The following is a 13,022-nucleotide window of genomic DNA, read 5'->3' as shown; positions in this document are numbered from 1 at the left end:
TCGCGTACCTGTCCCCCGCGGGGGCCCTTCGCGTATCCAGGTGCAGGAGGAGTTGCATCCCGGTGTGGAGGAGGCCCCCTTGCGCGAGCAGGACAGAGCCAGGCAGCAGGAGCCCGGCAGCGGTCGCGCGCCTGCCCGCAGATCCGCGGGCGGGAGCGGGACGCCGCTCCCCGGGCTGCTTGCCCTTCAGAGTTCGGTGGGCAACGCCGTCGTCGTCCGGATGCTCCGCAGGGCCGGACACCCCGGGGCGCGGGAGCAGTACCGGCCCGGCGGCCGCGGCCACCGGGCCACCGCCGAGGCCCCCGTACAGCGCTCCACCGTCCACGAGGTCCTGCGCAGCGGCGGTCGGCGCCTCGACGACGCCACTCGCGGCGAGATGGAGGCCCGTCTCGGTGCGGACTTCTCCGATGTCCGCGTCCACGACGACGCCGCCGCGAGGGCCTCGGCGGCAGAGGTGGGTGCCCGCGCCTACACCTTCGGCAGCCATGTCGTCATCGGCGACGGCGGAGCCGACAGGCACACCCTGGCCCACGAACTCACCCACGTCATCCAGCAGCGGTCGGGCCCGGTGGCCGGCACCGACAACGGCTCGGGGGTCAGGGTCTCCGACCCCTCGGACCGGTTCGAGCGCGAGGCCGAAGCCAACGCAACGCGTGTCATGCGGGCTCCGCTGCACGCGGGCGCACGCGGACCGGCAGGCACGGCAGGGGTATCGGGGGCAACCGGGACAGCCGGCGCAGCCAGGACCGCAGGTACGGCAGGCACGGCAGGCACGGCCGGAACCGCCGGGAGACAGGCCGTACCGGCACGGGCCGCCGCCGGGGGATCCGTCCAGCGCGTCCTGAACCACACGGCGGCCCCGGCCGCCCCCGACCGCGCCAGGCCGAGGGACGGCCAGGGGCGGGCCGTGCGGTCCGAGATCCTCACCGACGGTTCCCTGGTCGGCACCCAGGTCGGCGAGGACCCGCCCGGCTACGACTACATCCGCTCCCTGAACCTGACCAGCCGGTGGGTCCGCTTCCACCTGGTCAACGAGAAGGCGGGCGGTGAGGGCGTCAAGGGCAACCTGGTGCCGGCTTCCGGATCCGACAACCAGACCTACGAGCGGAGCATCGAGAAGGACCTCAAGTCCGACGTGCTCAAGGCCGCCGCCTCTCCCGGGACGTACGTCTACTTCTCCGCCGGCGTGAACTACAACTGGCCCGCCCCCGTCAACGCCAGTGCCCTGCAACTGAGTTCCGCCCACGCGTTCCCGTCCAGCCTCGACATCGTCCACAAGCTGTACGACCCCGCCAGTGGCTGGACGGCCGGAGCGCACGACGGCGCGAGATTCGACTTCAGGGATGCGCAGCCGGTGGACACCCGGGTCCCCACCCAGCTCCGCAACGTGACCCTTGAGACGTTGGTCTCGTACACCGGGCTCTCCCGGAGCCAGAAGATCTGGGACCAGGACGACGTCGGGTTCCTGCACAGCATCGCCACCGGCGGCAGCCGCCACCAGGCGTTCATGGCCCAGGTGGGAACCGCGGGCGTGACGGCGGAAAGACTCGACCAGGCGTTCTGGTCGTTCCCCTTCTCACCGCCCCGGGTGAACGCGAGGGCCGCCGCGCAGGAGGGGGCCACGGCATTCGCCGACCGTATCACCGGCAGGACGGGCGGATTCGAAGCGCTGGACTCGCTCTGCCTCACCATCGAGGCCGGACTGCTGATCCTGTGAAAGAGGGCGCCGCAGCGGATCCGTACCGTTTGCCCGGGCACGAAAGGCGAGGAGCAGCGGATGTCGAGTCTGTGGAACGCACGGGTCGAGGAGGCCGACGGCGCGAGGATCGCGCTCCGCGTGGTGGCGGTGCACCCGGATGCCGGTGACGTACCGGAGAGCGCGGTCTTCGCACTGCGCCTCCTCGCCGACGGCCTCGACCGTGCGGCGGGCGCGCCCTCGGCCGCTCGCCGCACCGACTCGCTCAGCGCTCCCGGCAGGGCGGGGGAGGTCGTCTGCGACCTGTCGGTGACCGAGCGCCGAAACTTCCCCTTCGCCGAGCGCGCGGCCAGGGACTCCGTCGAGGCCGTCCTGCGCGACCGGGGCCTGGACCCCGCCGACACGGCGGCCTGGCGGGCCGCCTTCGACCGCGAGTGGACGGCGCTGTGGTACGACCCGCTCCGCGTGCCCAGCGCCAAGCTGACGGTTCGCCTGCGCGATGCCGAACCGGTGGCACCCCTGAAGGTGGGCGACCGGTGGGACTCGGCCGCTGTGGGCTGAGTTCGCGAGCGCGGACGACTCGGCGGCCACCGCGCGGGCGTGCGCACCGTCGGCCGCCGGCGGTCAGGTGCCGTCGTCCTCCTGGTCGGCCACTGGGCCCGCCTGTTGCGGCGGGTCGTTCTCCGGTCGGTCGCGCGCGAGGGCCTGCCGGCCTTCGGGGGTGTCCGTGAGTGTGAAGGCGGCCTCACCCTCGGCACTCGGGTCTTCCGCAGCGGTGGTCTCCGCCGCGGTGAGTAAGGCGATCAGGGCGAGCGCGGGGGAAGGCATCTCGCAGTCCTCCGCGGCAGGGTCGAAAGTATCCATCGGTGTCCCCAATTCGGTCGTATGTGTTGTAGAGGTCAGTGTCGGGTGATCGTGGGGTTCTTACCTGAGAAGCCCCCTTCTCCTCGGTCTGGAGCGTGTGCGGCACGTGTCGTCAGGAGCCGCGTTCCGGCCTCGTCCGGAGTGCGCCGGCCCCGGGCTCCGGAGTGAACGGTCCGCGCGCGGTGGGTACCACCGGCGGGGGAAAGGCTCAGAGTACGCGGTCGGCGGTGACCGCCACCCGTTCGCCCGGGGCACACCGCAGCACACGGTCGTCGAGCCCGCGCCGGCCGAGCTCGGTGAGGAAGTCGCGAAGCGGGGAGCGGAAGACGGTGTAGTCGTCGTGATGGACCGGCAGCGCCCGGCGGGGCCGGATCAGTTCGAGCAGGTCGGCGCCCTGTCCGGCGTCCATGGTGACCACCATGCCGCCGGGCAGGGTGGTCCCGCCCAGGTGCAGGACCGCCAGGTGGATGTCGGGATGGCGCCGCGCGATCTCGCGCAGCCCGTCGTACATGAGGGTGTCGCCCGTCAGATAGACGACCAGCCGGATCCCGCCCGAACGGTCGCCGAACTCCAGCAGGCTGCCCATCACCGGCGGCAGCAGCGCACGCGCCGGCCCGGGTGCGTGGCGGCCGGGCAGCGAGGTGACGCGCACGAGCGAGTCGCCGCGGAGCAGGGTGTGGCTCTGCCAGGTGTGCAGGCCCACGGCGCGGCGGAAGCCGTACAGGCCCCGCAGGAAGCGGGACGCGTGGGGCGTCGTCACGAACGGCAGGCCCCGGTCCAGGGCGCGCCGGGCCACCCGGTCGAAGTGGTCGCCGTGCAGGTGGGACAGTACGACCGCGTCCAGGTCCGCGTGCGGCAGGTCGGCCGCGTCGAGGGCGGGTTCGGTCAGCCGGCGCGAGAGGAGCCCGTAGCCGAGGTGGGCGAGCTGCCCGCGGTGGAGGAAGTTCGGGTCGGTCAGCAGTGTCAGCTCCCCGTAACGGATCAGCAGCGTGGCGTTACCGATGAACAGGATCTCCGCGGCCCCCTCGGGCGGTGTGCGCGGCGCGGCCCCCTCGGGCGGTGTGCTCGGCATGGCCGGCTCCCTTCGTTCGCCCTCCTCCCGGCCCGTCTTCGAGTGACCCGGCGCGGCCCCGTCACACCTGGCCGCCCCGGCCGGCGGGCAGCGGCTGCCGCCACAGCCGCTGCCCGCCCGCCGGGCCCGCCGCTCCGGGGGCCGCCGTGGCACAGTGGCCGTATGTGCGGCCGCTATGTCTCCACCCGCAGTCCGCAGGACCTGGCCCGGCTCTTCGGCGTCACCGACCGGCCCGCCGAGGCACTGGCACCGAGCTGGAACGTCGCCCCCACCGACGACGTGTACGCCGTACTGGAGCGCGCCCCACGTGGCGGCGGGGACTTTCCGCGCAGGCAACTGCGACCGCTGCGATGGGGCCTGGTGCCCTCCTGGGCGAAGGACCGGAAGATCGGCGCTCGGATGATCAACGCACGGGTGGAGACGGTGTCCGAGAAGCCCGCCTACCGCCGCGCCTTCGCCAGGCGCCGCTGCCTGCTCCCCGCCGACGGCTTCTACGAATGGGCGCCGCGGACGGAGGGGCGGGGCAGCGGCGGTGAACGCAGGCGGCCGTACCTCGTCCACCCCGTCGACGGGCAGGTCATGGCGTTCGCCGGCCTGTACGAGTACTGGCGCGATCCGGCGGTGGAGAACGACGACGACCCGGCCGCCTGGCTGATGACCTGCACGATCATCACCACCGAGGCCACCGACGAGGCCGGCCGGCTCCATCCCCGCATGCCGCTCGCCCTGGCCCCGGACCGCTACGACGCCTGGCTCGATCCGCTCCGGGAGGACCCGGACGCCCTGCGCGCCCTGCTCACCCGGCCCGCGGACGGCGACCTGGCGGCCCGCCCCGTCACGACGGACGTGAACGACCCCCGCAACAACGGCCCGTACCTCCTGGACGAGGCCGGCTCCTGAACGGGGCGAACGCACCGGGCGGTCTGCCGAACCGGGCCTGCCCTGGCTCGTCGGCGACACCCCGGGCGGCGCACCGCCGCGGTGCGCGGGCCCGGCTCAGTTCCCGGCGATCGCCTGCTCGGTCCAGATGCACTTGCCGGTGGCGGTGGGCCGGGTGCCCCAGCGCTGGGCCACCGCGGCCACCAGTTGCAGGCCCCGGCCGCCCTCGTCGACCAGCGAGGGGTGCCGGATGTGCGGGGTGGTCAGGCTGCTGTCCGACACCTCGCAGATGAGGGTGCGGCTGTGCAGCAGCCGGAGCTGGATGGGTCCCGTGGCATGGCGGATGACGTTGCCCACCAGTTCGCTGGCGATGAGCTCGGTGGTGGTCCCCAGCTCCTCCAGGTGCCAGGCGCCGAGCTGCCTGCGGACGTGCTCGCGGGCCAGGCCGGCGGCTATCGGGTCCTCCGGCAGCCGCCAGACGGCGACGTCCTCGGACGCCAGCCGCCGGGGGCGGGTGAGGAGCAGGGCCGCGTCGTCGGCGGGGGCGCCGCCGGGGAGCAGGACGTCCATCACCTTGTCGCACAGGGTTTCCAGGTCCTCGGTCCTGCCGGGGCCCAGGATGCCGGCCAGGGTGGTCATGCCGTCGCCGATGTCGCGCTCGCCGGACTCGACGAGGCCGTCGGTGTACAGCGCGAGCAGGCTGCCCCGCGGGAGGTGGCGCTCGACGGTGCTGAAGGGCGGTGCGGCCACGCCGAGCGGGGGGTCGGGGACGTCGGTGGGGAACGTGACGGTGCCGTCGGCGAGCACGACGGCGGGGGAGGGGTGGCCGGCGCTGGCGTAGCTGAAGAGGCCGGCGACCGGGTCGTAGACGCCGTACAGGCAGGTGGTGAAGCTGTCCTCGCCCTCCTCCGCGACGAGGTCGCCGAGGCGGGCGAGCAGTTCGTCGGGAGGCAGTTCGAGGTCGGACAGCGTGCGGGCCGCGGTGCGCAACCGGCCCATGGTGGCGGCCTCGGGCATACCGTGGCTCATCACGTCGCCGACCACCAGCGCCACCCGGTCGGCGGAGAGCGGGATGATGTCGTACCAGTCGCCGCCCACCTCCGTGGCGGCCCCGGCGGGCACGTAACGGGCGGCGCTGGTGACCGCGGGAAGCGAGGGCAGCCCGTGGGGCAGCAGGGCGCGCTGGAGCGATCGGGCCCGGGTGGTGGCGTCGTCGTACAGGCCGGCCCGGTCCAGCCCCTGCGCGATCAGCCCGCTCAGCGCCGTCAGCAGCGTCCGGTCGTCGTCGTCGAAGCGCCGCGCCTCGTCGAAGGAGATGACGACCATGCCGATGTCGCGGTCCGAGGCGACCAGCGGCAGGGTCACCCGTGCCTGCTTGCCGGCGAGGGACGCCAGCTCGCCCAGCTCGGGGTGGAGGAAGGCGTACTCCTCGGTCGTCTGCTGATAGCGCGGCGTGCGCGAGCACAGCGACTGCATCAGGGACGGGGAGGGGGCGATCGACAGCTCGCGGACACGTGCGCGGAACGCCTCCGGATAGCCGACACAGCCCACCATCCTGAACCGGTCCCCCTCCAGGGCGGAGACGATCAGTCCGGTGGCGCCGAACGCGGGCAGCACGCTGTCCGCCACCGCCGCGACCACGTCGTCGACCGTGACGGCTTCCGCCAGCCGGCGCGTCAGACCGCCGATCAGGGCGGACCGGGCGTCCGCGGACTGCCTCGCCGCCTCGCGCTGGCGCCGGTCGGTGATGTCGGTGGTGTACAGGGCCAGGCCCCCGTCGGGCACGGGGATCAGACGGAAGTTGTACCACTCGCCGCCGCCGGGGACGGTGCACGGTGCGTCGAAGGAGTTCGGGCGGCCCTCCGCCACGGCCTGGTGGCACCGGGCCCGCAGTTCCTCCACCACGCGCAGGTTCGACGCGAGGTCCCACAGCACGCTGCCGACCAGGTCGGAGGGGAACCCGAGCAGCCGCTCGGCCGTGATGTTGGCGAACGCGACCCGCCACTGCTCGTCCACGAACAGGAAACCGTCGCTCATGTCCCGCAGCGCCCGGCTGACGGACTCGGTGGCGTTGTGCATCCGGGTGATGTCCCACACGGTGCCGACCACATGGGACGGCTCCCCGTCGTCCCCCAGGATCATCTGGCGGCGGTTGCGCACCCAGCCGTATCCGCCGTCGCCGCGGCGCAGCCGCAGGTCGAACTCCACCGGATCGGGCGAGTGGAACGCCTGCTGTGCCAGGTGCGCCAGCCAGGGCAGGTCGTCCGGATGGACCCAGCTCGCCCAGGTCTCGATCCGTCCGTCGAAGTTCTCCGGGGCGACTCCCACCTCTTTCAGCAGCATGTCGTCGATGGCGAGGTCACCGGTGCGCACGTTCCAGTCCCATGTGCCCATCGGCGCGGTGCCCGCCCCCTGCGCCCGGCCCGGGTCCGGCTCCAGCAGGGCGGTGGGCACGTTGTCCGGATCCGGGGGCGTCGTCCGCAGTTGCCCCGCCGCCCAGCGGGCCACGTCCCCGAGGAAGGCCCGCTGCCGGCCGTCGGGTTCCGCCGACGAGGGCGACGTCAACAGGGACAGTGCGCCGATCGGGCCGCCGGGCCCGGGCAGAGCCACCGCGGCGATGCCGGTCCCCTCGGGCACACCCGTGAGCCGGGAGACGCCCGGGATATGGGCGAAGGCGTACTCGGGCGGTGCGACCTGCGGGAGCCACAGGTATCCGCCGTCCTGGTAGACCCTGGCGGGCGCGGCCGAGCCGGTCGGGGAGATCACCCGCCACGGCCGGGTGAAGGAACCGGGCAGCCCGCTGCTGCGCACCAGACGCAAGCTGGGGACGGTCTCGGTCCAGTCCAGGTGGGCCATGCCGCCCAGCGCGCCGAACTCGACCGCGGCGTGGTGCAGCGCCGCCAGCAGGACGTCCGTGGTGTCCTGCTCGTCCTCCATGGCGGCGAGTACGCGCAGCCGATCCGCCCCCGCCGTCTCGAACTGCTCGTGCGGGCCACCGTCCTGCCCGACACTCACGCTGGTCACCGCCCTGGGCTCGGTGTCCGGCTGCTGCCGCGGAGCCATGAGCCGCGGAGCCCTGGGCCGTGGACCCGTGAGTCGGGGACCTGTGGACGCCGATCCATGGACCGCAGATCTATGCACCCTATGGTAGGAAATCGTGCATTCTTAGCAAATCCGGCACCCTCGGACCCGGTGCGGGTCAAGGTGACGGGCCGGTCGCAGGCGGCGGGTGGCGGCGGGCTCAGGGACGCGGCCCCGAGGCGTCGAGGGAGGTGTCGAGGGAGGCGGCGAGCTTCCTCAGGGCCCGCTGGAGGGCCGACGCCTCCTGCGGCGACAGGCCGGCCGCCGCGTGGATCTGCGCGGGGACGCCCTTCGCCTTCTCCCGCAGCGCGCTGCCGGCCGCGGTCGGCCGCACGATGACGGAGCGTTCGTCGGCGGCACTGCGGGTCCGGGTCAGCAGGCCCGCCAACTCCATGCGCTTCAGCAGCGGGGAGAGGGTGCCCGAGTCGAGCCGGAGGAGTTGCGATATGCGCTTGACCGGCAGCTCCTCGTGCTCCCACAGGGTGATCATCACAAGGTACTGGGGATAGGTCAGCCCGGTGTCGCGCAGCACCCTGCGGTAGACGTCCCCGAAGGCTCGGGAGGCGTTCTGCAGATCGAAACAGAGGTGGAGGTCGAGGCGGAGCGGATCGTCCTCCGCCCCGGCCCCTGCGGGCGTTGTGCGTGAACCGTCGGACATGGCCTCAGCGTACTACTGAATTGTGGGCAATCTTCTTGCCTCTGCTGGTCCGTGTTCTGCCTGCGCGTACCAGTGCCTTGCCGTGCCCGTGTCCTGCCTGTGCCGCTGTTCCGCCGGTGTCCCGGGTGCCGGGGCCCCGGGTGCGTGCCGGCTCACTCCGCCGTGGCGCGGGCCGCCTGCTCGATCACCCTCGTGACGGTGTCCGGGTGCGAGACGGCCACGGCGTGGGAGGAGTCCACCTTCGTGACGTGGGCGTGGGCCCGCTCCGCCATGAACTCCTGGGCGGCCACCGGGATGTTGAGGTCGCGTGTCGTGATCAGGTCCCAGCTCGGCTTGGTCCGCCAGGCGGCCGACGTCGCCTTCTCGTCGAGTGCGGCCTGGGTGACGGGGCGCTGGGTGGCTGCCATCAGGGCCGCCTGGTTGGCGGGCACGTCCGCCGCGAACTGGTGGCGGAACTTGTCGGCCCTGATGTACAGGTCGGTGCCCTCGGCGCCGTCGGGCAGCGTGTACGGGACCGGGTCCAGTGCGGCGCCGAGCGTACTGCCGGGGAACTTCCCGGACAGCTCGCCCGCGCTCTCCCCTGCGGCGGGCAGGAAGGCCGCCGCGTAGACGAGCGCCTTGACCTTGGGGTCGTTCGTGGCGGCCTCGCTGATGACGGACCCGCCGTAGGAGTGGCCCACGAGGATGACCGGGCCCTGGCTGCGGTCCACGACGCCGCGCAGGTAGGCGGCGTCACCGGCGACCGAACGCAGCGGGTTGGCGGCGGCGACGACCGGGTATCCGTCGCGCTCCAGCCGCTGGATCACGCCGCTCCAACTGGATGCGTCGGCGAAGGCCCCGTGCTCCAGTACGATCGTCGGCTTCTGCCGGGTGCCGTGCGGGTCCGTGGCCGACGCCGTGCTGTTGAGGGTGAGGACTCCGGCGACGGTGAGGGCCAGGATGCCCGCACCCGCTGCGGCGCCCCGGCGAACGGACGTGGAGCGCTTCGGCGACGCGACGTTCATGGTGCATTCCTTCCGGTGGTGACCGACGGGTGCCGGGCCGGTGCCGGCCTGCGGCGCCCCGTCTTGGTGGCAAGCATGAAAGTAGTACACAATTCAGTTGTGTGCAACTAAAATCCGGGGCGGGGCGCTCGTGGGGCTCCGGGTGGCGCCTCGGGTCCGCGTGCGCCGCGCGAGTGGCCGATCTGGGTGCGGGTGGGGTGGGCGCGCGGCTGGGTGTGCGGGTGCCTGCCGTGCCGTGGCGGATGGCTTGCCGATGGATATCTCCCGTGTGCTGTAGTCACAGCTTCGACAGGTGACGCAATGCTTCAGATGGGGTGAGGTCGGGTGGGTGAAACAGTCATCCAACTCTCACCAGGAGGGTCCATGGGTGTTGCTATCTCTTCTGCATCACCTGTTTGACGGGTGATGATCCGGTGCAAGATTCGTCGCACAGGCAGAGCGCGCGGCACATCGCGAACGGTCGCGCGACTCGACTTCCCCGTGCCGGCACGTCGGCGCACCCGCACCGCAACCGGAAGGCTTGACATGATCGACAGGCGTACCTTCGGCGGGACCCTGGGGCTGGGAACGGGCGCGGCCGCCGCCGTGCTGACGGGCCTGCACAACCTCCCGACCGCCTCCGCCGCGCCCCGGAGCGGGACCGGGGCGGTGACCGTGCCCGCGGCGGCCGTGCCCGCGGGCGCCGCGGGGGCGCACACCTCGTTCGCCTCACTGAAGCGGACCAGGGCCGGTGTGCTGGAGGTCGGCTACGCCGAAGTGGGCCCCGCGCACGGGCCCGTGGTCATCTGCCTGCACGGCTGGCCCTACGACATCCACAGCTTCGTCGACGTCGCTCCGTTGCTGGCGGCCGAGGGCTACCGCGTGATCGTCCCCTACCTCCGCGGCCACGGCACGACGCGTTTCCTGTCCGCGCGGACGTTCCGGAACGCCCAGCAGTCGGCCGTCGCCCTCGACGTCGTCGCGCTGATGGACGCGCTGGAGATCGAGAAGGCCGTTCTCGCCGGCTTCGACTGGGGTTCGCGCACCGCCGACATCGTCGCGGCACTCCGGCCCGAGCGGTGCAAGGCGCTGGTGTCCGTGAGCGGTTACCTCGTCACGAACCTCGACGCCAACCTGGAGCCGCTCGCGCCCGCGGCCGAGTACGCCTGGTGGTACCAGTACTACCGGTTCGCAAGGCTCCCCGAGCGCATTCGCCAGGAGGACATGGTCGAACGGAGGCCGGTGCCGCACGGCTCCGCGCCGGACGCGTACGACCCCGGGGGATCGTGGCCGTCCTTCTCCTGCGCAGCCGTGGACCTGGGCCTCTGAGCGCGACGCCGGTACCCCGCACCCCGCCGCACCCCGCCGCCTCCCCGGAGCGGGGCGTGGCGGGCCGGGGCACGGCGGCCCCGCCGACCGGTGTCCTGCGCCGGCGGCGGCGCCGCGCCCGCGGGCATCCGCCGGCGCCCGGGCCGGTCCGGGCGCCGGCTCCGTGCGTTCGCGGCCGTCTCCTGCGTGGGGCGCGTGAACGGGCGCGGTGTCCCGGCGAGCGCCCTCGCACCTTGCGCGGGGCGGGAGTTGGGGCCACCGTGGTCGGGTCGGGCCGGTCTGCTGGCCGGCACGCCCGGCGACGGGAGCCAGCGTGAGCGCACGTCCTGTTCCGCCCCACGCACTGCACGGTGCGGGCCCGCACAAGGTGATCGCGGTACACGGCTGGTTCGCCGACCGCTCCGCCTACGACCCGGTGCTGCCTGACCTCGACCTGGCCTCGTTCCAGTACGCGGTGGTGGACCTCAGGGGGTACGGGGAGGCCAGGGACGTGAGCGGCGCGTACACCACGGCCGAGGGCGCCGCGGACGTGCTCGCGCTGGCCGATCGGCTCGGCTGGGAGCGGTTCTCGCTGATCGGCCACTCGATGGGCGGCTGCGTCGCCCAGCGGGCCCTCGCCGCCGCGCCGCACCGGGTGCGCAGAATCGTCGGTGTGTCGCCGGTGCCCGCATCCGGCCTGCCCCTGCCGCCCGAGCAGTGGGAACTCTTCACCGCCGCGGCGCACAGTGCCGAGCACCGCCGGACCATCCTCGACATCACCACCGGGGGCCGGCGCCCTTCGGGCTGGCTGGACCGCATGGTGCGCCGTTCGTTCGAACGCAGCGATGCGAAGGCGTTCCGGGCCTGGCTGGACTCCTGGGCGGTCGAGGACTTCCACGACCGCATCGACGGTTCCCCCGTGCCGGCGCTGGCGGTCGTGGGTGCGCTGGACCCGGCCCTGTCGGCCGAGTTGCAGCGCGCCACCTGGATGCGCTGGTACCCGCGGGCCGAACTGGTGGAGCTGTCCTCGTGCGGCCACTACGCGATGGACGAGGCCCCCCTCGACCTGATCCGTGCGGTGGAGGACTTCCTGCGGGCCGACGGGCAGGACACCGCGCGGGCCGACGGGCAGGACGCCGCGCGGGCCGACGGGCGGGACACCGGGGCGGATGCGTGAGCGGGAAGCGTGACGGGGCGGCGGGACGGGCAGTCGCACCGGACGTGTTCGACCCGCGGCAGTACGCGGCAGGCATCCCCCACGACCGCTACCGCCGGCTGCGCGATCACCACCCCGTGGCCTGGCAGGAGGAGCCGGAGGTGCTCGGCTGGCCGGCCGGCCCCGGCTTCTGGGCCGTCACCCGGTACCACGACGCCGTTCGCGTCCTGAAGGACTCCTCGACGTACTCCTCCTGGCTCGGCGCCACCCAGATCCGCGACCCCGACCCCGCCGACCTGCCGTTCATCCGCAGCATGATGCTCAACCAGGATCCGCCGCACCACCGGCGGCTGCGCCGACCGGTCAGCCGGGCCTTCACCCCGAAACGTGTGGAGCGCTTCGCCGCGCTCGCCCGTGCGCGCGCCCGCTCCCTGCTCGCCGGGGCCCTCGCCGAGGCCCGGGCCGCAGACGGCACCTGCGACCTCGTCACCCGCGTCACCGACGACTACGCCCTGCTCAACCTCACCGACCTGCTGGGCGTGCCGGACAGCGACCGGGGCCTCCTGCTGCACTGGACCAGGCGCGTCATCGGCTACCAGGACCCCGACGAGGCCGGGGCACCGGGACCCGGGCCGAACGCCCGGCCCGTCGACCCGAGGTCCCCGGCGGCCCTGCGGGACATGTTCGACTACGCGCACGCGCTGGCGGCACACAAGCGGCGGCACCCCGGCGACGACGTGATGACAGCCCTCGCCACGGACCCCGAACTCACCGCGCCCGAACTGCGGATGTTCTTCTTCCTGCTGGTCGTGGCCGGGAACGACACGGTACGCGGCGCGGCCCCCGGCGGCCTGCACCTGCTGGCCGAACACCCCGGCGCCTACCGCAGGCTGTGCGGCGGCGGGGTCGACCTCGCCACCGCCGTGGACGAACTGCTCCGCCGCCACCCACCGGTCCTGTCCTTCCGGCGCACCGCCGCCCGGGACACGGAGCTGGCGGGCACGCGGATCGCTGCGGGCGACAAGGTGGTCGTCTTCCACGCCTCGGCCAACCACGACGAACGCGTTTTCCCCGATCCGTACGTCCTGGACCTCTCCCGCTCCCCGAACCCCCACATCTCCTTCGGCGAGGGCCCCCACGTCTGCCTGGGCGCGCACTTCGCCCGCCTCCAGCTACGGATCCTGTACGACGAGGTCCGCCGCGCCCTGCCGGTGCCCCTGCGGCTCGCGTCCCCGCCGCGCCGCCTGGTGTCGAACTTCATCAACGGGCTGAAGTCGCTGCCCGTGCGGGTGGCCGACTCCTGACGGCGCGCGGCGGACACCGCG

10 protein-coding genes and 1 pseudogene are annotated in these 13,022 nt (G+C 73.2%); 6 read left to right on the top strand and 5 right to left on the bottom strand.

The window, feature by feature from the left end:
• Positions 1–79 precede the first annotated feature (79 nt).
• Together IE313_RS31240 and IE313_RS31235 are read left to right on the top strand one after the other, a co-directional pair.
• On the top strand, positions 80–1,717 hold the full coding sequence (locus IE313_RS31240; RefSeq protein WP_373317105.1) for an eCIS core domain-containing protein: 1,638 nt from the start codon (positions 80–82) through the stop codon (positions 1,715–1,717).
• A gap of 60 nt (positions 1,718–1,777) precedes the next feature.
• Positions 1,778–2,257, top strand: coding sequence for a hypothetical protein (locus IE313_RS31235; RefSeq protein WP_189938190.1), 480 nt, complete (start codon positions 1,778–1,780; stop codon positions 2,255–2,257).
• A 63-nt stretch (positions 2,258–2,320) separates the two neighbouring features.
• Here IE313_RS31235 and IE313_RS31230 read toward each other — a convergent pair whose 3' ends face one another.
• Together IE313_RS31230 and IE313_RS31225 are read right to left on the bottom strand one after the other, a co-directional pair.
• Positions 2,321–2,560 (bottom strand): hypothetical protein, encoded by a 240-nt coding sequence (locus tag IE313_RS31230; protein ID WP_189938189.1) that lies wholly within the window; start codon positions 2,558–2,560, stop codon positions 2,321–2,323.
• Positions 2,561–2,768: 208 nt separating this feature from the next.
• Complete coding sequence (locus tag IE313_RS31225) at positions 2,769–3,632, bottom strand: MBL fold metallo-hydrolase (RefSeq protein ID WP_189938186.1); 864 nt, start codon at positions 3,630–3,632, stop codon at positions 2,769–2,771.
• Positions 3,633–3,794: 162 nt separating this feature from the next.
• Here IE313_RS31225 and IE313_RS31220 point away from each other — a divergent pair, with 162 nt between their 5' ends.
• Positions 3,795–4,532: an SOS response-associated peptidase gene (locus tag IE313_RS31220; RefSeq protein WP_189938184.1), complete on the top strand. Its 738-nt coding sequence runs from the start codon at positions 3,795–3,797 to the stop codon at positions 4,530–4,532.
• A gap of 96 nt (positions 4,533–4,628) precedes the next feature.
• Here the strand turns inward: IE313_RS31220 and IE313_RS31215 are convergent, their stop codons facing one another.
• From IE313_RS31215 to IE313_RS31205, 3 genes are all read right to left on the bottom strand, one after another.
• Positions 4,629–7,535, bottom strand: a complete 2,907-nt coding sequence (locus IE313_RS31215) for a SpoIIE family protein phosphatase (RefSeq protein ID WP_189938182.1) — start codon at positions 7,533–7,535, stop codon at positions 4,629–4,631.
• Positions 7,536–7,752: 217 nt separating this feature from the next.
• The gene (locus IE313_RS31210) at positions 7,753–8,250 is read right to left on the bottom strand and encodes a MarR family winged helix-turn-helix transcriptional regulator (protein ID WP_189938180.1); all 498 of its coding nucleotides are present in this window, start codon (positions 8,248–8,250) and stop codon (positions 7,753–7,755) included.
• A 152-nt stretch (positions 8,251–8,402) separates the two neighbouring features.
• Positions 8,403–9,254, bottom strand: coding sequence for an alpha/beta fold hydrolase (locus tag IE313_RS31205; protein WP_189938178.1), 852 nt, complete (start codon positions 9,252–9,254; stop codon positions 8,403–8,405).
• Positions 9,255–9,779: 525 nt separating this feature from the next.
• On the opposite strand from IE313_RS31205, the pseudogene IE313_RS31200 reads away from it, so the two are divergent.
• The 3 genes and pseudogenes from IE313_RS31200 to IE313_RS31190 form a co-directional block, all read left to right on the top strand.
• Positions 9,780–10,454 (top strand): annotated as a pseudogene (locus IE313_RS31200) (alpha/beta fold hydrolase); the annotation flags it as partial.
• A 421-nt stretch (positions 10,455–10,875) separates the two neighbouring features.
• A complete protein-coding gene (locus IE313_RS31195; protein WP_229925113.1) occupies positions 10,876–11,718 on the top strand; it encodes an alpha/beta fold hydrolase in 843 nt (280 codons plus the stop codon).
• The gene (locus tag IE313_RS31190) at positions 11,715–13,001 is read left to right on the top strand and encodes a cytochrome P450 (protein WP_189938173.1); all 1,287 of its coding nucleotides are present in this window, start codon (positions 11,715–11,717) and stop codon (positions 12,999–13,001) included. The genes IE313_RS31195 and IE313_RS31190 overlap by 4 nt, the downstream gene beginning before the upstream one ends.
• Positions 13,002–13,022: the final 21 nt, after the last annotated feature.

It is taken from the genome of Streptomyces sulfonofaciens, from assembly GCF_014656295.1.
Classification (GTDB): Bacteria; Actinomycetota; Actinomycetes; order Streptomycetales; family Streptomycetaceae; genus Streptomyces; species Streptomyces sulfonofaciens.
Note: the sequence above shows the minus strand (reverse complement) of the source record. Positions and strands in the feature narration are given on the sequence as shown.

What these genes read in the sequence shown, in the direction of transcription:
- IE313_RS31235 (WP_189938190.1), top strand. Translation starts at nt 1,778, where the DNA reads ATGTCGAGTCTGTGGAACGCACGGGTCGAGGAGGCCGACGGCGCGAGG.
- IE313_RS31230 (WP_189938189.1), bottom strand. Translation starts at nt 2,560, where the DNA reads ATGGATACTTTCGACCCTGCCGCGGAGGACTGCGAGATGCCTTCCCCC.
- IE313_RS31225 (WP_189938186.1), bottom strand. Translation starts at nt 3,632, where the DNA reads ATGCCGAGCACACCGCCCGAGGGGGCCGCGCCGCGCACACCGCCCGAG.
- IE313_RS31220 (WP_189938184.1), top strand. Translation starts at nt 3,795, where the DNA reads ATGTGCGGCCGCTATGTCTCCACCCGCAGTCCGCAGGACCTGGCCCGG.
- IE313_RS31210 (WP_189938180.1), bottom strand. Translation starts at nt 8,250, where the DNA reads ATGTCCGACGGTTCACGCACAACGCCCGCAGGGGCCGGGGCGGAGGAC.
- IE313_RS31205 (WP_189938178.1), bottom strand. Translation starts at nt 9,254, where the DNA reads ATGAACGTCGCGTCGCCGAAGCGCTCCACGTCCGTTCGCCGGGGCGCC.